We start from the raw sequence: 19,758 nt of genomic DNA, 5'->3' as shown, positions 1-19,758 counted from the left end.
GATGATATTGCCATTGGTGTACCAATTGCCAACCGTAACCGCAGTGAAGTAGAAGGGTTAATTGGCTTTTTTGTCAATAGTTTAGTACTGCGTACAGATTTATCAGGTAATCCAACTTTCAAAGAGCTATTATATCGAGTTCGAGAAGTCGCTTTAGGCGCCTATCAAAATCAAGATTTGCCGTTTGAAAAGCTAGTAGAATTACTGCATCCAGAGCGTAACTTAAATCAAAACCCTCTGTTTCAAGTAGTATTCGCAATGCAAAATGCACCCCAGTCAACCTTAGAGTTGCCTGGTTTGACTTTTAGTCCATTACAGCTAGATTATGAAACAACACGGTTTGATTTAGAATTCCATTTATGGGAACAGGGTGAAAACGTATGGGTAAACTCAGAAGGAATTAGTGGTTTTGTAATTTATAGTACTGATTTATTTGATGAAGCTACAATTACCCGGATGCTAGGACATTTTCAAGTTTTACTCGAAGGTATTGTAAATAATCCAGAACAACGCATAGCCAATTTACCGCTTTTAACTCAAGCAGAACAACATCAGTTATTAGTAGAATGGAATAATACTTATGTAGATTATCCTCAAGATAGATGCATTCATCAGTTATTTGAAGAACAGGTAGAAAAAAACAGTGGAAATGTAGAGACACGATTAATCGCGTCTCTACAACAATATGATTACAACGAATTAAACATTCGCAGCAACCAAATAGCGCATTATTTACAAAAATTGGGTGTGGGCGCCGATGTTATAGTTGGGCTATGTGTAGACCGCTCAATTGATTTAGTTGCGGGAATGCTTGGTATTCTTAAAGCGGGTGGCGCTTATTTACCTTTAGACCCTAGCTACCCAACCGCGCGTTTGAACTATATGCTTGAAGATGCCCAAGTTGAAATTGTCTTAACTCAGCAACAATGGGTAGAGCATCTTGGAAAACATGAGTTACAAGTAATTTGTTTAGATAACGATGAGGGCATTGCTCAAGAAAGCGAAGAAAATCCTCATAGTAATGTTACAATTAACAACCTTGCTTACGTTATTTATACTTCTGGTTCAACTGGAAAACCAAAGGGAGTTCAAATAGAACACCGTGCGTTATTAAATCTTGTCTTTTGGCATCAAGAAGCTTTTAATATCTCATCTCAAGACCGAAGCTCACAAATAGCTTCTGTAGCTTTTGATGCTTGTGTCTGGGAAATATTTCCTTATTTAAGCGTAGGGGCAAGCATTTATTTCCCAGATGATAATACGAGATGGGCGCCGGAGCAACTGCAAGAATGGCTCAATAATAACGAAATTACAATCAGCTTTGTACCAACACCTTTATGCGAAAAACTATTATTATTAGATTGGTCAAATAAAGCAACCAAGTTACGAATATTACTAACAGGTGGCGACAAACTTAATTATTACCCTGCAAATGAGTATCCTTTTGCCGTTGTCAATAATTATGGACCGACTGAAAATACAGTTGTAACAACCTCTGGCAATATTCCTACAATAGGTCGTCCAATTGCAAACATACAAGTTTACATTTTTGATGAGCATTTACAACCTGTGCCAATTGGTATAAAAGGTGAATTATACATTGCAGGGGATGGACTAGCGCGCGGATATATTAACAATCCAGAATTAACAAACATCAGTTTATCCCACAACAAAATTTATAAAACGGGTGATTTAGGACGATATTTACCAGATGGTAATATTGAATTTTTAGGTCGTGTTGATAATCAAGTAAAAATACGAGGCTATCGTATAGAGTTAGAAGAAATTGAAGCCATTTTAAATCAACATTCAGCAGTACAACAAGCTGTAGTAACAGCGCAAGATATTACATCTATATCGGAAAAACGTTTAACAGCTTACGTAGTTCTAAACAAAACTCCTAACTCAGCACTCAGCACTCAGCACTCAGCACTATTAGATGAACAAATTTCTCAGTGGCAGATGCTGTATGATGAGACTTATAATCAATCTGCTACAGAATTAGACCCAACATTTAATATAGTAGGTTGGAATAGCAGTTATACAAAGGCGCCACTTCCAGCAGAGTCTATACGTGAGTGGGTAAATAACCAAGTCGCGCAAATTTTAGCTTTACAACCTAGTCGAGTCTTAGAAGTTGGATGTGGTACTGGGTTACTATTATTTAGAATTGCACCTCATTGTACCAAATACTGCGGAACAGACTTTTCTAGTGTTTCGCTTAATTACATTCGTCAACAGTTGGCACAGACGCAACATCAACAGGTAACATTGTTTGAGAAAATGGCAACTGATTTTGAGGGTATCGAAGCACAAGGTTATGATGCAGTAATTCTTAATTCAGTTGTCCAATATTTTCCTAGTATTGATTATCTTATACAGGTGTTAGAAGGCGCCTTGCAAGTAACTGCTCCAGGTGGCTTTATATTTATTGGAGATGTGCGTAGTTTGCCACTGTTAGAAGCTTTTCATGCAGAAGTAGAACTGTATCAAGCAGAACCAAAAGTTACTCGTACACAGTTGCGGCAACGAGTGCAAATGCAAATTTTTCAAGAAACAGAGTTAGTTATCGACCCTGCTTTTTTCCATGCGTTAAAACAACGCTTTCCTCAAATTAGGGATGTGCAAATACAATTATTGCGTGGTCGTAATGATAATGAATTAACACGTTTTCGTTATAATGCGGTTATTTTTGTTGGCACACAAGTTGATCCCCCCAACCCCCCTTACCAAGGGGGGCTATTGAATGTGACTCAGAACCCCCCTTCTCAAGGGCAACGGGGAGCAAAACTGACTCAGAACCCCCCTTATCAAGGGGGGCAGGGGGGATCAATTTTGGACTGGAACGAAAATAACTTATCAGTAGCAATTGTACATCGACTACTAAAGGAGAAACCAGAAATATTACATATTAGCCACATACCAAACGCGCGCGTAACAGCAGCAGTTAAAACAGCACAATGGATATCAGGCACCGAGAACTATAAAACAGTGAGTCAAATGCGCGAAGCATTACAACGACTCGAAAACTTAGGAGTAAACCCAGAAGATTTTTATGCTTTAGTTGAAGAACTACCCTACAACATTAATATAAGCTGGTCAGATTCTAATACAGAAGGACGCTATGACGTATTATTCGTAAGGCAAGACGTAACAATTACTCCACTTACTACTCAGCACTTAGAACTCAGCACTCAGCACTCAAATAACCCTTTACAAGCAAAAGCCGCGCGCAAAATCATACCGCAATTACAGACGTACTTAGCACAAAAGCTACCTGAATATATGGTGCCCGGAGCTTTTGTCGTGCTGGAATCATTACCCCTTAATCAAGCAGGTAAAATAGACCGTCATGCTTTACCAGCAGCAGATGTAATTAAAAAAGAATTTACAGAAAGTTATATTGCTCCCCAAACTGAAATTGAAAAAACTTTAGTTAAAATTTTTACAGAGGTTTTGGGAATTAAGCGTTGCGGTATTCATGATAACTTCTTTGAATTGGGTGGGCATTCTTTATTAGCAACTCAGCTTGCTTCAAGAGTACGCGATGCTTTTAAAATAGAGTTGCCTTTGAGTAATATATTTGAGGCGCCGACAATTGCAGTATTATCGAAAGTTGTGGAAAATTTGAAAGATAACAGTGCTAAAAGTCAGGCACCTGCATTAGTACCAATATCTCGCGATAGTCGGCGAATGAAATTATCTTCGTTAAATAAAGACAGCAAAAAATAGTAAGCATGAATGTAGAGACGTTACATGTGAGCGTCTCTACATAGAAGCGTAAACGAGTGATTGCCGATTAAATCGATGTGTATTAAGGCACCATATATTCTTTGAAAGCCATCCCAACCAGCATGAAATATTTGATAATGATCGTCTTCAGTATCAAACATTTTATAAACTTCTATTTCTCCACCTGATGGCTTCATTTCCAAATATGGCATCAAGCATTCACGAATTAGTTGACGGTAGTGATTTAATTTATCCATTGTTCAATCACCTCAGTTACTGGGTCAAATATTAATAATTTTATTTGGTAAGTTTGGACACTTAATTTTGGTAAATCTCTACGAAAAAAAGTTCGATAAATTTCTGTTGTCACAGCCAAATATAGTTGACGCTCTGGTTGCTGTATCTGTAGCACTGCTCTATAGTTGAGAAATTGCCCTAACAGCACCACGCAAAGTACCATAATCGGGATAAGGATAAGTGCTAACCCTAAGAATAACTTTACCTTGTTGACAATCTTTCACTTTTTGAGCGCCGCAAATTTGAACTTTACTGATATCTTTGGCGCCGACATGGGGCCAATTTATCAGGAGGACAGCGACAAAGATTAGCAATAGCTAGAGCGATAGTAACTAAACCTGCTGTATTGATTTTAGATGAATCAACTGGTGGACTTGACCCTGTTAGTGAAGCACAAGTTTTAGATAAACTTTTAGCTCACCGTCAAGGTAAAACTACTATCCTAATTAGCCACCGTCCCAGAGTGATTAATCGCGCGGATTGGATTATATTATTAGAACATGGTAAATTAAAAATGCAGGGTTGTCCAAAAGATTTGCGCTTACAGGATGGCGAACATTTAGAATTCTTAAATCCTTAACAAAACTTGTTATTAACATTTAAAGATATAAATTTTATAGACATAATCTAGACATAATATTTATTTTTTAATTAAATAATTTTTAAATGATAGATACGCTCTTTGAATTGCTTTGCCCGTTGTTCATTAGGAATTTCTGCCACCAATGTTTCTACTAGTTGATTGGGAGTTAAATCCGGGTATTTAGTTAAAGCTTTGTTCAGAACTATACTAGCTATAGGTCCAACGAAGCTTGTAAGCTCTCGCTGGCAAGATTTTATAAATTCTGGATTACTAATTGCTGGTTGGTTTGCAAGTGGTTGTTGTGAGTTAAGCGAATTTTTCAGTTGATTGATATATGTTTGAATGCTAATATTGAAACGCTGTTTAAACTCTTGGGCACAATCACGGTTGGGAATTGCGTCTGATACAGCGTCGATAAATTCTTGGGGTGCTATATGAGGAGTTCTCTCTAAGGTACGTTCAATCAAAACGCTTGCTAAAGGTCCAACAAAGCTGGTTAACTCCTGTTTACAGTATTTAATAAATTCTTTGTTAAGCGAAACAGGTGTTTGAGGATGTAGTTTGGTGGGCAAATGGTTTTCTTGTTGCAGTGGTTGTTGTGAGTCGCTGCTGGGTATTGCATTTGTTTGAGCATTCAACTCGATTCTTACTTCTTGTGCTGATTGGTAGCGCGCGCTCGGTTGTTCTGCCAGCATCTTTTCTAGGATACAAGCAAAGGAGTTACTAATATTGACTTTTCTCTTCCAATCCCATTTAAGGGATTCATCTATCAATAAATGTGGCATTTGTCCTGTTAGTAGGATTATTGCACAAACAGCAAGTGCGTATAAATCGCTACTAGAGTAGCATTGTCCAAAGCGTATTTGTTCTGGAGGAGAGTAACCAACTTTTCCAACTACTGACGCACTTTGGGAAAAGTTGTTGTTTGAAAAAAATTGTGTGACCTTTTCTTTAACTACTCCAAAATCGATTAGTATAGGTAGAGATTTAGTATGGGAAAGCATAACGTTTTCTAAGGAAATATCTCGATGAATAATCTTACGGTTGTGGAGATATTCAAGGATGGGTAGTATTCCTAAGAGCCATGCTTTTGTTTCGGCTTCCGAAAAAGGTTTATGGGTTTGAGACAGCCGCTCGGATAATATTTGTGAGTAGTTTTTACCGTTGATGTATTCTTGTACAATAAATAATCGTTTACTATCTGTTACAGTCGCGAGGAATTTTGGAATTTGTGGATGTTGTATCTTATACAGAACTTTTGCTTCTCGCTCGAATAATTCCTTAGATTTATACAGTATATTTTGTTTTGTTGTGGCTGGTACAAATTCTTTTAAAACACATTGCTCGTTAAAACGTTGGGTGTCAGCAGCTAGGTAAGTTCGTCCAAATCCACCTTGCCCTAGGAGTCTATTGATCAGATAGCGATTATTTATTAAAGTTCCTGGTTTTATCTCTGGTAGCATTGGAAGATTTTCTTAACATCTAAATGAGCATAAGTGTATATAGTGTTAAAAAAAGCTATTTATGCAAATTTAGACATCAGTGGTAACTATAGTTTAGAAATGACTCGCAAAATGTTAAATAATTATTAAATAAATTTTCAACCCAGATTAGCAATAGCTAGAGCTATAGTCACGAAGCTATAGTAACGAAACCTACTGTATTGATTTTATGTAAAACTTTAGTACTATTAAGACTGATTAAATGCTTAACAAAACTTAGACAAAAATTAAGCTCCTACAACTGGAGCAAAAAGCAAAAGTCAGTACTAGCACTATTATTACTATTATTTCACATTTAAAGATATAAAATTTCTAGTTCAAAGTTATCTGGGGTCGGTTCAATTTGCCAAACTATTCCTTCAGGCGCCTCACCAAGCGCGACTTCAAGGTAGATACTTTCGCTCGGGTTTCTAACTTCTACTTCATTACCTTCAAACGGTTGTAAATCTTCTGTGAGAAGTCGTAATTTAACACCTGTGGCAAGTAATTCACCCCGGAGCGCGCGTAATTCAAAGCGCCAGATTCTCGAAGTAATATTACCTTGAGGTAGTACTCGTAATTCGCACTGCTTTTCGTTGATAGTTAATCTCCGCAGGATAGTTGATGATTGTATCATGTTTGACCCTCGTGCGCCAGCTACTGCTTGTGTATCGAGAGTTGCCCAACCAAATCTTTGGGCAAAATCAGATATACCATTTTGTAACCATTCGCCAACTGTCCATTGTTGTTGTCCTTGGCGTTGTTCGTATAAACGCTGTCTCCAACCACCGTGTTGTAAGAGAGCGCCCCATGTAGTAAATGGTACTTCAGTTCGAGGTATAATCACATTCGGGTTTCCTAAGCGTTGAATTAGATTTTGCGCTTGGAAGAGTGATAATTCGGGTAAAGGCGCCACAGAAGCACGAGTAATTACATTCGGGCAAAGTTGCTGTGATAACCACAAAATATTTAGGTTAGATATTAGGTCTTCTCCATCCAAACAATATGCTCTATCGAATGCGTCATAACTAGCTTCGTTTTTGAGTTGCGCGTGGGTTGTATAGCCCCAAATTCGGATACATTTTTCTTCTAAGTGTACTTGTACTGCTACGTAGTAGTCAGCTACCCAGTTGGGAATGTCTACCCATTCTTGAGGTACGCGAAATTCATCAATATCTAAAGCTTCGGTTGGAATTAATACCATTTTTGTATTTCCGAAGCTTATTGCTGTGCCGTTCACAGCTTCCCAGATACTAGGTAAAGCTGCAGCATTGGGATATAGTTTGCCATTGGCGCCATGCTCTTCCCGTAGCCAAGGAAGAAACGCGCTCAAACTCAAACGGTTGAGATATGCTATCCAACGACGGTTAGGTGTAGAAAAAGGTTGGTGCTGCCAACTTCTTTCAAATTCGTTTTCAGGTATTTCCAACCATAAATGTGTAGGGTTATCGAGGGTGGGTGATGGGTTAAATGTCATAGTAATTGCTCCAATTTAAGGGAGGCGCGGGTTGTAATAAGCTTGCAACCATTCCTCCAATACGGTATTGATATAATCAAGTACCGAAGGGTCTAGAGAAATATGCATCGACTCCTGGCTCCATGTTGCCAGTTTTAAAAGTAATGTGTCTCTAGCTTTGGTTAGTCGCCTAGAAACTGTATATTGCTTAACTCCTAATTCCTTAGCTATTTGCTGTTGCGTTAGTCCTTGAGCATAATAAACTTGAATAATTTTTTGTGCCTCAGAGTCAAGCTCTTTGATCGCTTTTACTAGTACATCACCAATTTGGGCTTGTTTTGATTGTCTATCAAGTTGTTCTTCAGTCGCTATCATTTCTGATATGTAAGACTCTTGTGCAAGTTGTGGCAGTATGTCTTGCAGTTCTACTCCATCATCTTCCCCTCTAGGGGCATTAAGCGAAGTCATATTGGGATACAAGTACGTTCGTATAGCTTTAGCACAACTACTCAACCACTTTTCTATTATTTCTGGCTTTGATTCGGCACCCGGACTAGTTAATTGAGTATAACGTAACTGATTATAAAGTTGAGCAATGCTTTGCCACGTTGCTTCGGATGGCTTTTGTAATCTACGAGTAGCCGTTGGCTGTTCTGGAGCGCATAATTCCTGATAGCATTTCCAAGCTAGCACGTAACACTCTATTGCTGACTCACTTTGTCCAGCATTTTGCAATGACTCTACTAACCTTTTTTGACTTACTTTCTTCAATAGCCGCCAGTTAGTACAGATGTCAACCTCATTTTGCTGTCGCAACACTTCTTTGAGTTCACTGGTAAATACGACACTACTATAATTCTTGAGTTTAAACCCCGCATTTGGCTTATACCCTTTTAAGACTTTATCAACACGTACAATTACGATTTGAAAGCAATCAGATACTGTGTATTGAGATGAGGAAATACCTGTAAGCGTTTTGCGCGCAGCCCAGTAACATACTTCTTGTAGATAAGCTGATAAATGCCCTTTTGCCAGACTTCCCGGAGCGTTTTGCCAAAGTTTATACCAGTAATATACCCAAAAATCCTCAGATTGTTCTGGTTGCGATAACTGCGCTTGTTGATTAATCATATGGCGCCGCAACCTCGCATCAGTAGCCCAGCCAATAACTCTAGAAGCGTCTAGCTCTAAGAACGTTGAAAATAATTCAATTAAACTTTGACGGACTTGCATAATCAGTGAAGAATGAACCTATATGAAAGATGGGTGTCGGTTAGTGTGATTAATGCTAAGTCTCTCAAAATTTATTACTTGTTCTCTGTACAGAAGCGATTAATCACGTGTTTACCGCGCTCCGTGGTAGCTAACTTTACCACATAACTTGGTAATCTAATGTAGTATGTTGATTTTACTAATCGTATCCATCATCTCTTACTTTTATAGCTTAATCAACGGTGCCGTCATCGCTAATTTGCTTAATCATAAAAATCAGCAAAATTTACCCAAACTTGTACAAAATTAAATTTGTCAATCTATCTTTAGAGGTATTTTTAGAGCCAGAAGTAATAATTGTTTACTTAATTTCAGTCGGAAATATTTGTTGTTACATTAGAAATAGGCGCAAGTCTTTTGTACTACTACTCACAATTCCAGATGATACGAAATAAAAATCATGTTGACACTTACATTGAATAATCGGATTAAAGCATATGGCTCCAGTTGGTGTTGGTTCTAGTTTCTCAACTAATACATTAAAATCGGGAGAAGCCAAACTGTGGATTCTACTGGTAGGTATCAACGACTACCAAGATGAGGGCTTGCCTTATTTGCGGTATCCAGCTATAGACTGCCAAGGGTTAGGAGAGGCATTTGCTAAAGCTACAGAGGGATTTCCAAATAAAGAAGTAATAATTCATCATGATAATTCTGCACGACCCCCAACTTTGGAAGTAGTACGCGCGTCGTTACAGCGAATCGTGTCACAAACTAAAGCTACTGATTCAATCTTGTTATACTTTTCTGGGCATGGCATGTTAGACCAAAACAGCCAAGAAGCTGTGCTCTGTATGAGAGATACACGTAAAGACAACTTGCTAGCGACAGGGTTAAGGATGGATGAGTTGGTACAATTGCTCTCAAAAAGTAGTGCAAATCAACAGTTACTTTGTTTAGATACTTGTCATAGCGGTGATATGAGATTAGTAGGAGAAGGTAGAGCCAAAAGTGCAGTTTCAACTTCACCATCACCGGCGCCACAAATGATGGATGTACTAAGGCAGCGCGCGGCACAAAGCAAAGGATTTTGTGCTTTACTGTCATGCGACACTGGACAACAATCTTGGGAATTTCCAGAGTTAGGACATGGAGTATTTACTTACTTTTTGATGCAGGGGTTATTGGGGGAAGCAGCTGATTCGTATGGTGTAATTGAAGCTGATGGACTTTATAAGTATGTGTATCGTCAGACGCTGCAATATATAGATAAAATGAATCAGCAACTGCGTTTGATAAATCATCAAAAGCTCAAACGCGGTGATAATAAGTTACATTCTGAATATCCGTTACAAACACCGAAGCGAATAGTAGAAGGTGTGGGAGAGTTGGTTATAGGGGTAAAAGCTAAAGGAGCAGAGAAAGAAAGCAAACCACGACGAGCATTAGTTATTGATGGAACCTCTAACAAAAATACAACTGATTTAAGTCGTATATTGGGGGGATATGGTGGGTTTGAGGTTGAGCATATTGCTTCTGTTGGCAAAGGGTTATCAGAGATACGTGCTTCAATACAAGAATTAATTCGTTGGTGTGATGAGCAATCATCTACACTTCGTGGTACTAAGAAAAGTATTCCAACAGCGTTATTATATCTACGGGGGCATATTGAAGAAATAGAAGATGGCGAAGCGTGGTTAGTTTTGGGTGATGGCGCCCGTTTGAGTCGCTCTGTTTTAAGGCAAGAATTAAGACGCGCGTCTACTTCAAAACAGATTATTATTTTAGACTGTCCAGAAGCTGATACTCTAGAAAACTGGATAGAAGATTTACAGTGTGGAGCAGAAAATGGACAATGTTTAATTGCTGGGGCATCTTCTTTCTCAGAACCAGAAGCATTTATACGTATATTACTTGAAAGCCTAAATAAAGCAAATCCACAAGTCGGTTTACCTGTTGCGTCTTGGATTAATAAGTTAGAAAATTTCTGTGTTGCTTCATCTATTAAGCTACAAACATGGTTATTGGGAACGCAAGCAGTAATTGATATTTTACCTGGAAATATTTCTCAGATTTTTCAGGTAAATAAATCAGGTGTTAATGTTCCAACTAATGTTCCAACTCAGTTATCTCAACAATTAACTCAACAACCAGATGTAGTTCAAACTAATGAATTAGAGATAGATTCAACGCAATACGAAAAACTCGAACAGTTGTTAAAGCAAGAAATTGGACCAATTGCACCCAATATCTTACGACAAGTGCTGAAGCAAGTAAGCAGCTTCTCGTTATTGGCTGAGAATTTAGCCGCTTACTTGGCACCGCAAAAACAACAACAGTTTCAGTCTTCTGTAATAGCAATTTTAGAAGCTGTTGCACCTCAAAATAAATCTGGAATTACAAAGAGTATCGATGAAGAATTTACTCGTAAATGTACGAGTGAGTTAGCTTACATAATTGGTCCGATTGCTAATTTCATGGTTCAACAGCATTTAAAATCGAATCCGCAAATTTCACGCGCCGAACTTATCAAAAAGTTGGCTCAGTCTATTTCTGAACCAAAGAAAGCAGCGGAATTTGAACGACGGTTAATGTAGCATAGGCGTCCCGCCTGTGCGTCGGCAGAACTAGAGCCTGTGCATAGGTCAGGCTAGAAGCCTAACCTACTTTGGATTATTCAACATATTTAGAGCAATTTCTAAACTATACTTCATGCGATTAAATGCTTCTGCTAAGGCACCGATTTCATCTTTATCTTGCTTACCAAAATTAGCATCCATATCACCAATACTAACTTGTTCCGCTACAGACGCAATTGTTTTAATGCGTTTGAGTACGGTTTTCTTTAACAAGAGATTGATGACGATGACGATAGCAGTAAAAATAGCTCCTAACACACCTAATATAATTAGGAAAGAGCGGTTGGTTTGATTAAATATCTCCTCTGCTGGAACATAGACAATTTGAGTTGCAACAATATCATTCAACTTCCAATTAAAACCATTGTCCCTACCGTAAGTTGCCAATTGACTTTTGGGCGCCGCGTCAGGTGTAGAATGACAGCGTAAACAACTTTGTTGTTCAATTTTTAAAGGTCGAGCAGAATAAAATAGTTTTTCTCCAGATACTGTTCGGAAACCAAATTTTTCAGTTACACCAGCATTCGCACGAAACTGATTGACAATATTGCTTTCAAAATCATCAGATTTATCTCGCAAATTTGTTGGGTTCAGCGTCGCATCTTTATAAATAAAGTTTTCATAATCTTTGTTCTTACGAAAATTTTCAAATATCTCCCTTGCTGAAAAGCTTGGTATTGACTCTGGAATAAATTGCTCTGATGTTTCAATTTTAGGCATCAGTAAAGGTTGAACTCTATCATTTGTGTATTGTCGAATAGATTTGATTAATTGCATTAGCATTACCGCTTTACTAGACACTTCGTTCTCTGTTTTGTGTTCCAGTACGTTAGCTAAAGCAGTACCGCTGATTAATATACCACCAATAAATACTATTGTTAGGATTAAATTGACTTTTGTGTTAATTTTCATAATTTGCTATATTCGATGTTCAAGTTTTCTTTTATATCTTACTTTAGACTATCATGACTTGATTGACACTTGTGTAAAATTCAAAAAAATTAAATCTTTTGTTGTATAATTACCTGTAACATTTTGAAACAATTCTCTATGATGGCATAACCTGTTTACAGATACATACCGATACAGAGATTTTAACAACATATAAAAATGAAAAAAGGTGAAATTAATTAATGCTATTACAACTTAATCGACGCTCTTTTATCTTAAAAATGCTATTTTTAATTACAGCTTGTAGTACAACCGAAGCACGGAAGCAACAGCTAGAATTGGTTGTAGGTATAGTCAATTATGGAAATTCTAAAAAAACACTAGATAAATTCGCGCGCTTTCAAGAGTATTTAGCAGATAAAATAAAAGCAATTGTACAATTAGAGCCAGCATTTAATGAAACCATAGCGATAGAAAGGATTCAACGTCAAAGTTGGTCATTAGTGTTTGCACCTCCTGGGTTGGCATCTTTAGCAAATACTTTTTATAAATATGAATTAATTTTCCCTCTTGGGATAGATGTTAATTCACGCTCGGTTCTAGTAGTAAGGAATGACAGTAATTTACGTAATTTGAAAGATTTACAAGGTAAAACAGTTGCACTAGGTGTACGAGGTTCTGCGACTGGATATTATTTTCCACTTTTTAATCTTTACGGTTTAACGTTACAAGAGGTTTTATTTGCTCCAACTCCTTCTTCTGTACTTGACCTAGTTGCAAATAAAAAGGCATCGGCAGGTGCTGTATCATTGGAAGAATTTAATTTATATAATGCATCAGGTAATGGTGAGTTTCGCATCTTATATTCCGATTCTCATGATGTGCCACCAGGAGTTGTGTTAATTGCACCAAATATCGAAATTATGAATCGAGATTTGATCAAGAAGTATATGCGAGAAGCATCTCCAACTTTGGTAAAAGAGGTTGGATATATACCAAATGCGGATGTACCCGATTATAAGTATATGAATTCTGTGATTAAGCGAGTGGCGCCTCTTGCTGAAAGTCTAAATTCTAAACCAGTTCGTTTATTTTGATCAAAGAATTAATGAACAGCAGATTTTTGTAAACGTCCTGAAAGCTGACGAGCTTTAAGGATAGCTGCCATTAAAAATACATAGGCAACAGAGCCAATCACAGCTAAAAATATACTAGCGAGTAAAGTGTGGTGTTGTTTGTCTTGCAAAAGAGTTGCTAACGCCGCTACGCTATGTATAACACCTGATGTTAAATAGCCAATTCCTAAAAGGTGCCAACGTTTGCTTGTTTTAATCGCACTTAATCCAATAAAGTAACCGAAATAGCCACTGTATGCAACTTGTCCAGAAATATCTCCTAAAATTTGAGGAATTAAAAGAGTTAATCCAGCAAAAGAATTGCCCGCTCCAATTTCTTCATGCACATTCAGCATAGTCTCTACAAGTGCAAAACCAGTAGCAGATGCAGTTCCTAAAAGTATTCCATCCATAGGTTCGTGTACACCAATGAGTTCACGCTTCGGTGATGGAAGTAATCTGGCAATGTAGTAAACTAATAGTACAGGCAATGCTTTAAACAGTTCTTCTAAAAAGCCTTTTGCTAAAACAACCTCACCAATTAAATCAAGAATGTGATTTCCCGTCTTTGGTAATGATATATGGAATCCACCCAAAAGTGGTAAACCTGTAGACAAAGCCAAGCTAACTAGCAACCACCAGGGTTTATGCTTATGGCAAAATTTATGGATTAAGTAGTGACTCGCAAGAGCGAGATAAGCAGCCAAGATATAGAGGAAAGATAACTCATTCATCTTTCTAGCAAGCAACATTGCTGCAACAAAGATTACCGTGACAATACCTGGCAACAAAAAACTATTTTGGTGTAAATTGAGTTTCTTCGAGGCAACAGGAAATAATTCCGTCAGGCTAAGGTGGTGGTTATTGAAACTTGTAAGTATAGAAGCAATCGTAAAATTGTTGCTGAGAGAATGTGAGGGTGGGCTATTAATAAAGGTAACAGTTATTGTGAAAGGACCAATTTGCAAAGTATCGCCATTATTTAGAATACAGCGTTTTTGACGCTTACCGTTGACTATTGTATCATGAGTACCGCTCTGGTTTATGACCAGCAAGTGGTCGCCTTCCCAGTCAATTAAGGTATGATAGCGAGAAACCTTATGATTATTAAGTACCATCCGGGAGACGACGCGGTTGTCAATTTTGTTAGGCATTTGAGCGAATACTCTACCGAAGGCAATAGGCAAACTCAAACGAGGTTCGCGGGATTTTCCCGTTGCTAAATCTTTCCAGCTTAATTGAATTTGGAAGTTACTCTTCATAAGTCCTACAGGTTTATTTGGGTTGCTGTCTGTTACTAGTGGTGGGTAAGAGTGAATATGCAACTAGCTGACCGGAATGCACTTTTTCAACAAGCTCCGGGTGGGCAGTGCCCACCCGGAGCTTGGGACTCGCCTTGCCCTGGAGATGAAACGGGCAGGGATGCCCGTTCCACAAGATGGTTCATTTAAATAAAATTTTTTTCAGAGAGTGCATAAACTTTTTTTTACACCGCTATAGAAAGTTTAGAATTCTTTGCTAAGAACGAATCATGAAAAATGCACTAAAGATTTCTAAAATTAAACTTAGACCATCTAAGCAACAATCTCAAAAAGCAAGTAACAATTTATACAATAAGCCCCCTAGCGTACAAAGTTCAATTCCTTTATATACTCGCTTAGTAATAAGTTTAACTTGTTTGGTATTGACACCAACTATTGCTTGGGCAACGTTTAATAAAGTAGATGAAGTCGCGGACACTCAAGGTAAAATTATTCCTTCCCACCCAGTAGAACCAGTACGCTCTCCTACAGGTGGAAAGATACGAGACATCAAAGTCAATGAAAACCAACATGTTAACAGAGGAGATTTGCTCGTTCAATTAGACCCAATTATGCCACCAGCAGAAATTCAACGTTTAGAACAATTATCAAAGCTGAATCGAGAAAAACTTACAAGTTTGTCAGCAGAACGCACTGTTCGGGGAAATTCATCACAAAATCGGCAGGTATCAACTGCAACAGCTTCTTTAAATCGTCAAGTAGCTTTACTGAAACAGTCAAAAGCTCGTTTAGCTACCTTACAAGAAAATCTAGCTGGCGCCAAAAGCGAAGTACCGAACTCCAAAGCCAATCTAAAGAACGCTGAACAGATTTATGCTAATAATCTTAAGATTAAACCAAAAGCCGAATCAAGTCTTGCCATTGCTCAAGAAAAAGCTAATAATCAGAAATATTTATACCAGAACGGCGCCGTTTCACGTCAGCAATACAAAGCGATTGAAGATGAAGTTAATAAGGCGTATGTTGAACTAATCAAAGTTCAAGCCGATATCCTCAAAAGCTCTCAGGAAGTGGTAAGCGCGCGCAACAAAGTTAGCGATGCAGAAGGTAAAGTAATGTCTTTACAAAAAGACATCGCAGCCAAAATGAAAGAAATTTCTCAAGCGCAAAAATCGTATCAAGTCGCTGAAAATAATATTAATCGTCTCGAAGCTGAACATCAGAAAGTAACTCTGGCTCAAATTAACAAGTTACAGATTGACATACGAAACTTAGATGCCAAAGTTGCTGCTGCCAAAGAACAGAACAATCACAGAACAATTATAGCCCCTGTTTCTGGATACATCCACAAAAACAAAGTCAACAAGGTATTAGCAACAATACAACCAGGAGATGAATTATTTTCTATCGTTACTGATGACGAGGAATTAATCGCAGAAGTTAAAGTCAACAAAAAAGACATTACGCTCATTAAACAAAACATGTTAGCCAAGATAAAACTAGCAAATTCCTCTCAGGTAGGCACTTTGTCAGGAAAAGTTGAAACGGTTCCCAGACCTACAAGTGATAAGAACGGACGCTTATTATACATAACTCGCATAGATATAAATGAACACTTAATAAAAAATAACATTGAGAAAAAGTCGTTTATTCCAGGTGCCGCAGTGACTGCGAAAATTGTGGTTGGGCAAAAAACTACTATGTCTTCTTGGCTAGAGTCTATTCGTACCAATTTAAGATTCCCGACTTAGGATACTCTCTAAGCACAACAGGAACGCTTATGCTACAAAACACCCCTCTCCAAACCTTTCCCGTGCGGGAGAGGTTTTCATTTGCCTTTTCGCTTCTACTTTATAAAACGTTACATAGTGACAAATTTTGGCTCCGATTTACTTATTGCCAAGACGTACAATCATGAGAGGTAGGAAAAATAAGCATTTCAACGTTTTTTATTTTTATTGAATCCCATTGTGCATAAATTGATTTTACCAACCCTATACAAAAATATAAGCAAAGTTCACTTCTATTTAAAAGCCGCTTTGCTTTTGAGGTAAGGATTTTATTTATATAGAAAACAGTAAATTCACTTACCATTGTGTCGAAAATTTTAAAGCTGTGCTGTTATTTCACTAATATTTTCAATCGTATCAACAACTCAAGGTAATAAGGAAGTAAAAAAATGTCATATCCAATTCTCAAAACTAAATCATCTACTTCTACTATTTCAAGTCCTTTCACTAGTCCTAAAAAGCGTTCGATAAGACAAATGCAGTTGCTAGATCAAGTAGATATCTCTTCAAAAGAAAATGTCAGCGTCAGCAGATTAAATTCGGGAATTTTATCGATAGTTGGTAATACACCACTAGTGAAATTAGAAAAAGTTTTCAAAAATGCTCAATTTCAACTTTTTGCAAAATTAGAAATGTTTAATCCCGGAGGTAGCGTTAAAGACCGTCCAGCTTTAAATATGCTAATGAATGCATTTGAGAACGGAGATATTCAACCTGGCTCTACAATTATTGAATCTAGTTCGGGAAATTTAGGTATTGGGTTAGCGCAAGCATGTGCTGTTCTCGGTTTACGTTTTATATGTGTAATTGACCCTAAAACTACCCCACAAAATATCAATATTCTTAAAGCTTATGGAGCGCAAGTTGAACTTGTAACGGAACCTGACCCTGTAACAGGTGACTTTTTGCCTGCGCGCATTGCACTCGTTAAATCATTGCTTGCCTCAATTCCTAATAGCTTTTGGTCTAATCAGTATGCCAACTTAAATAATGCACGCGCGCATCATCAGACGATGCACGAAATTATAACTGCTCTTGATGGCAATTTAGACTATTTATTCCTTGCTGCTGGTAGCTGTGGAACACTCCGTGGATGCGCTGACTATATAAAAAGTCACAATCTTAAAACAAAAATTATTGCTATTGATGCAAAAGGCAGCGTCATTTTTGGTGACAAACGGGGTAAACGACTCATTCCGGGACATGGTGCAGCGCGCGTTCCTGAGTTATTCCAACCTGGACTCGAAGATGAAGTTATACATGTTACTGATGTTGAATGCATTTTAGGCTGCCGTCACCTACTTCGCACTGAGGCAATATTAGCTGGAGGTTCATCAGGAGCAGTTATAAGTGCTATTGATAAAAAACGCAAAGAAATACCAGCTGGCGCCATTTGTGCTGCGATTCTTTGCGACCGTGGTGAACGATATCTTGACACAGTTTATTCAGAAACTTGGGTGATGGATCACTTCGGCGATATTGGATAGTTGACATTTCTAAAACACAACCAAATTTTAACCAAATTAAAAGCAAACTACAGGATTTTTACTATGAATCAAGATGACATTCTCTTCTTAAAAGGTGATGATATTGTTACACTTTTCAAAAACCGTGACCAGGAAATATTACAAGCAGTAAAATCAGCTTATCAAATACATGCTAAAGGCGATACTTGTTTACCTCATTCTAACTTTTTACGTTTTCCAAATAATGAAAAAGACAGAATTATTGCCTTGCCTGCTTACCTGGGTGGTGGAGTCAATACAGCAGGTATCAAATGGATTGCTTCTTTTCCAGGTAATTTAGCTTTAGGTATGGAACGAGCTTCAGCGGTTTTAATTCTTAACTCAGCGCAAACAGGTCATGCACAAGCGATTATGGAAAGTTCTGTAATCAGTGCAAAACGTACTGCTGCTAGTGCAGCAATTGCGGCTCAATCGTTACGGGATGAACAAACAGTAACCACATTAGGATTAATTGGCACTGGATTAATTAATTTTGAAACTGTTCGTTTTCTTCTAACTACTTGTCCTGATATCAAAACCTTACTAATCTATGACTTGAGTTTAGAAAGAGCGGAGCAATTTAAGTCTAAATGTCAGCAACTTTCTAAGAGCTTGGAAATTACAGTTGTTTCAGACGAACATGAAATTTTTGTCAATAGCGAGGTAATTGCTTTTGCAACAACTGCGACTAAGCCACATATATCTGATATTTCTAAATGCCGTCCTGGTACTATAATTTTGCACACCTCTTTACGAGACTTGGCGCCCTCCGTTATATTATCGGCTGATAACATTGTTGATGATGTAGACCATGTAAGCCGCGCGCAAACATCAATTCACCTTGCAGAACAACAAGTAGGCAACAGAGATTTTATTAGAGCAACCATTGGCGATATTCTTAATCGCACTGTCCCAGCACGACCTGACAATAACAAAATTGCCATATTTAGTCCTTTTGGACTTGGTGTTCTTGACCTCGCTTTAGGACAGTTAGCTTACAAACTTGCTAAAGAACAAAACCAAGGAACTACTATTGATTCATTTTTACCAATTCCTTGGTTAGAAAGAGAAGACTAATTGCAACGGATACAACGGATGTAACGGATGGGTTACTAGTTACAAACAAAACTAATTATCTAAAATCAACTATCCGTTACATCCGTTCATCATCCGTTGCCAAAATTTAAACACAAGGTATATTTATCATGATTGACTATTGCACTACTCACGATACGGCAGAATTGACAGAAGAACAATTATCTTATTGTTTGCATAATATATCTATAACTTTTCGTCTTACAGGTTTACTCAATGTAGAAGTATTAAAGCAGAGCCTGAATGAAATTATCCAACGTCACGAAAATTTACGAACCACTTTTACAATTATCGATGAGCAACCAGTTCCAATTACTGCTCCCCACTTGAGTTTGACGTTACCAGTTGTGGACTGGCGCCAGTTATCACAAGAGGAGCAACTTATCGAAGTGGTGCTTCTTGCAACTGAGGAAGTTCAGCAACCTTTTTATCTAATTAATAAACCTTTGCTGCGGGCTACGTTGTTGCAGATTGGTGAACAAGAGCATGTACTGCTGATTGTAATGCATCACATTATTAATAGTAATTGGTCTACAGAGGAATTTATTAGAGAGATAGCGACGCTTTACGAAGCTTTCTCGGTTGAGTCATTATCTTTCACTCAAATGTTTTCGGTTTAAATTTTATCTGAACAAACTTGTATGTTGGGTTCCGTTCTGAGACCCAACCTACTACTACTACGCTCTACGCTCATTTTTTT

General features: G+C 37.8%; 14 protein-coding genes and 1 pseudogene. 8 read left to right on the top strand and 7 right to left on the bottom strand.

Going from position 1 to position 19,758, the window contains the following annotated elements; all coding sequences use genetic code 11:
- Positions 1-3,732: amino acid adenylation domain-containing protein (locus AC2JBO_RS17270; protein WP_496954886.1), on the top strand; the 3,732-nt coding region annotated here is incomplete at its 5' end.
- A gap of 20 nt (positions 3,733-3,752) precedes the next feature.
- Here the strand turns inward: AC2JBO_RS17270 and AC2JBO_RS17265 are convergent.
- Both AC2JBO_RS17265 and AC2JBO_RS17260 read right to left on the bottom strand, forming a co-directional pair.
- The gene (locus AC2JBO_RS17265; protein ID WP_496954885.1) at positions 3,753-3,989 is read right to left on the bottom strand and encodes an element excision factor XisI family protein; all 237 of its coding nucleotides are present in this window, start codon (positions 3,987-3,989) and stop codon (positions 3,753-3,755) included.
- Positions 3,977-4,192 (bottom strand): element excision factor XisH family protein, encoded by a 216-nt coding sequence (locus AC2JBO_RS17260; RefSeq protein ID WP_496954884.1) that lies wholly within the window; start codon positions 4,190-4,192, stop codon positions 3,977-3,979. Before AC2JBO_RS17260 ends, AC2JBO_RS17265 begins: the two co-directional genes overlap by 13 nt.
- A gap of 111 nt (positions 4,193-4,303) precedes the next feature.
- On the opposite strand from AC2JBO_RS17260, the pseudogene AC2JBO_RS17255 reads away from it, so the two are divergent.
- Positions 4,304-4,609 (top strand): annotated as a pseudogene (locus AC2JBO_RS17255) (ATP-binding cassette domain-containing protein); the annotation flags it as partial.
- Between the two features lie 71 nt (positions 4,610-4,680).
- Here AC2JBO_RS17255 and AC2JBO_RS17250 read toward each other — a convergent pair.
- The 3 genes from AC2JBO_RS17250 to AC2JBO_RS17240 form a co-directional block, all read right to left on the bottom strand.
- The gene (locus tag AC2JBO_RS17250) at positions 4,681-6,075 is read right to left on the bottom strand and encodes a DUF8082 domain-containing protein (protein ID WP_496954883.1); all 1,395 of its coding nucleotides are present in this window, start codon (positions 6,073-6,075) and stop codon (positions 4,681-4,683) included.
- Between the two features lie 334 nt (positions 6,076-6,409).
- Positions 6,410-7,570: a DUF1822 family protein gene (locus tag AC2JBO_RS17245; RefSeq protein ID WP_496954882.1), complete on the bottom strand. Its 1,161-nt coding sequence runs from the start codon at positions 7,568-7,570 to the stop codon at positions 6,410-6,412.
- 15 nt (positions 7,571-7,585) lie between these two features.
- Positions 7,586-8,782, bottom strand: coding sequence for a sigma-70 family RNA polymerase sigma factor (locus AC2JBO_RS17240; protein ID WP_496954881.1), 1,197 nt, complete (start codon positions 8,780-8,782; stop codon positions 7,586-7,588).
- 476 nt (positions 8,783-9,258) lie between these two features.
- Here AC2JBO_RS17240 and AC2JBO_RS17235 point away from each other — a divergent pair, with 476 nt between their 5' ends.
- Entirely contained in the window at positions 9,259-11,358 is a 2,100-nt protein-coding gene (locus AC2JBO_RS17235) for a caspase family protein (RefSeq protein ID WP_496954880.1), read from the top strand.
- A gap of 66 nt (positions 11,359-11,424) precedes the next feature.
- Here the strand turns inward: AC2JBO_RS17235 and AC2JBO_RS17230 are convergent, their stop codons facing one another.
- Positions 11,425-12,312: a Tll0287-like domain-containing protein gene (locus tag AC2JBO_RS17230; protein WP_496954879.1), complete on the bottom strand. Its 888-nt coding sequence runs from the start codon at positions 12,310-12,312 to the stop codon at positions 11,425-11,427.
- 221 nt (positions 12,313-12,533) lie between these two features.
- On the opposite strand from AC2JBO_RS17230, the gene AC2JBO_RS17225 reads away from it, so the two are divergent.
- Positions 12,534-13,388, top strand: coding sequence for a phosphate/phosphite/phosphonate ABC transporter substrate-binding protein (locus AC2JBO_RS17225; RefSeq protein ID WP_496954878.1), 855 nt, complete (start codon positions 12,534-12,536; stop codon positions 13,386-13,388).
- 8 nt (positions 13,389-13,396) lie between these two features.
- Here the strand turns inward: AC2JBO_RS17225 and AC2JBO_RS17220 are convergent, their stop codons facing one another.
- On the bottom strand, positions 13,397-14,668 hold the full coding sequence (locus AC2JBO_RS17220) for a PrsW family glutamic-type intramembrane protease (protein ID WP_496954877.1): 1,272 nt from the start codon (positions 14,666-14,668) through the stop codon (positions 13,397-13,399).
- Between the two features lie 269 nt (positions 14,669-14,937).
- Here AC2JBO_RS17220 and AC2JBO_RS17215 point away from each other — a divergent pair, with 269 nt between their 5' ends.
- The 4 genes from AC2JBO_RS17215 (at position 14,938) to AC2JBO_RS17200 (ending at position 19,678) form a co-directional block, all read left to right on the top strand.
- The gene (locus tag AC2JBO_RS17215) at positions 14,938-16,419 is read left to right on the top strand and encodes a beta-barrel domain-containing protein (RefSeq protein ID WP_496954876.1); all 1,482 of its coding nucleotides are present in this window, start codon (positions 14,938-14,940) and stop codon (positions 16,417-16,419) included.
- 428 nt (positions 16,420-16,847) lie between these two features.
- Positions 16,848-17,945, top strand: coding sequence for a 2,3-diaminopropionate biosynthesis protein SbnA (gene sbnA, locus AC2JBO_RS17210; protein ID WP_496954875.1), 1,098 nt, complete (start codon positions 16,848-16,850; stop codon positions 17,943-17,945).
- A gap of 63 nt (positions 17,946-18,008) precedes the next feature.
- On the top strand, positions 18,009-19,040 hold the full coding sequence (gene sbnB, locus AC2JBO_RS17205; RefSeq protein ID WP_496954874.1) for a 2,3-diaminopropionate biosynthesis protein SbnB: 1,032 nt from the start codon (positions 18,009-18,011) through the stop codon (positions 19,038-19,040).
- Between the two features lie 128 nt (positions 19,041-19,168).
- Complete coding sequence (locus tag AC2JBO_RS17200) at positions 19,169-19,678, top strand: condensation domain-containing protein (RefSeq protein ID WP_496954873.1); 510 nt, start codon at positions 19,169-19,171, stop codon at positions 19,676-19,678.
- Positions 19,679-19,758 lie beyond the last annotated feature (80 nt).

It is taken from the genome of Calothrix sp. CBUCES-K 9914, from assembly GCF_059640475.1.
This window is presented reverse-complemented; position numbering and strand designations above follow the sequence as displayed.

Coding starts and splice junctions, on each gene's coding strand:
- AC2JBO_RS17265 (WP_496954885.1), bottom strand. CDS start 3,989: ATGGATAAATTAAATCACTACCGTCAACTAATTCGTGAATGCTTGATG.
- AC2JBO_RS17230 (WP_496954879.1), bottom strand. CDS start 12,312: ATGAAAATTAACACAAAAGTCAATTTAATCCTAACAATAGTATTTATT.
- AC2JBO_RS17220 (WP_496954877.1), bottom strand. CDS start 14,668: ATGAAGAGTAACTTCCAAATTCAATTAAGCTGGAAAGATTTAGCAACG.
- sbnA (WP_496954875.1), top strand. CDS start 16,848: ATGTCATATCCAATTCTCAAAACTAAATCATCTACTTCTACTATTTCA.
- AC2JBO_RS17250 (WP_496954883.1), bottom strand. CDS start 6,075: ATGCTACCAGAGATAAAACCAGGAACTTTAATAAATAATCGCTATCTG.
- AC2JBO_RS17235 (WP_496954880.1), top strand. CDS start 9,259: ATGGCTCCAGTTGGTGTTGGTTCTAGTTTCTCAACTAATACATTAAAA.
- AC2JBO_RS17245 (WP_496954882.1), bottom strand. CDS start 7,570: ATGACATTTAACCCATCACCCACCCTCGATAACCCTACACATTTATGG.
- AC2JBO_RS17260 (WP_496954884.1), bottom strand. CDS start 4,192: ATGGTACTTTGCGTGGTGCTGTTAGGGCAATTTCTCAACTATAGAGCA.
- sbnB (WP_496954874.1), top strand. CDS start 18,009: ATGAATCAAGATGACATTCTCTTCTTAAAAGGTGATGATATTGTTACA.
- AC2JBO_RS17215 (WP_496954876.1), top strand. CDS start 14,938: ATGAAAAATGCACTAAAGATTTCTAAAATTAAACTTAGACCATCTAAG.
- AC2JBO_RS17240 (WP_496954881.1), bottom strand. CDS start 8,782: ATGCAAGTCCGTCAAAGTTTAATTGAATTATTTTCAACGTTCTTAGAG.
- AC2JBO_RS17200 (WP_496954873.1), top strand. CDS start 19,169: ATGATTGACTATTGCACTACTCACGATACGGCAGAATTGACAGAAGAA.
- AC2JBO_RS17225 (WP_496954878.1), top strand. CDS start 12,534: ATGCTATTACAACTTAATCGACGCTCTTTTATCTTAAAAATGCTATTT.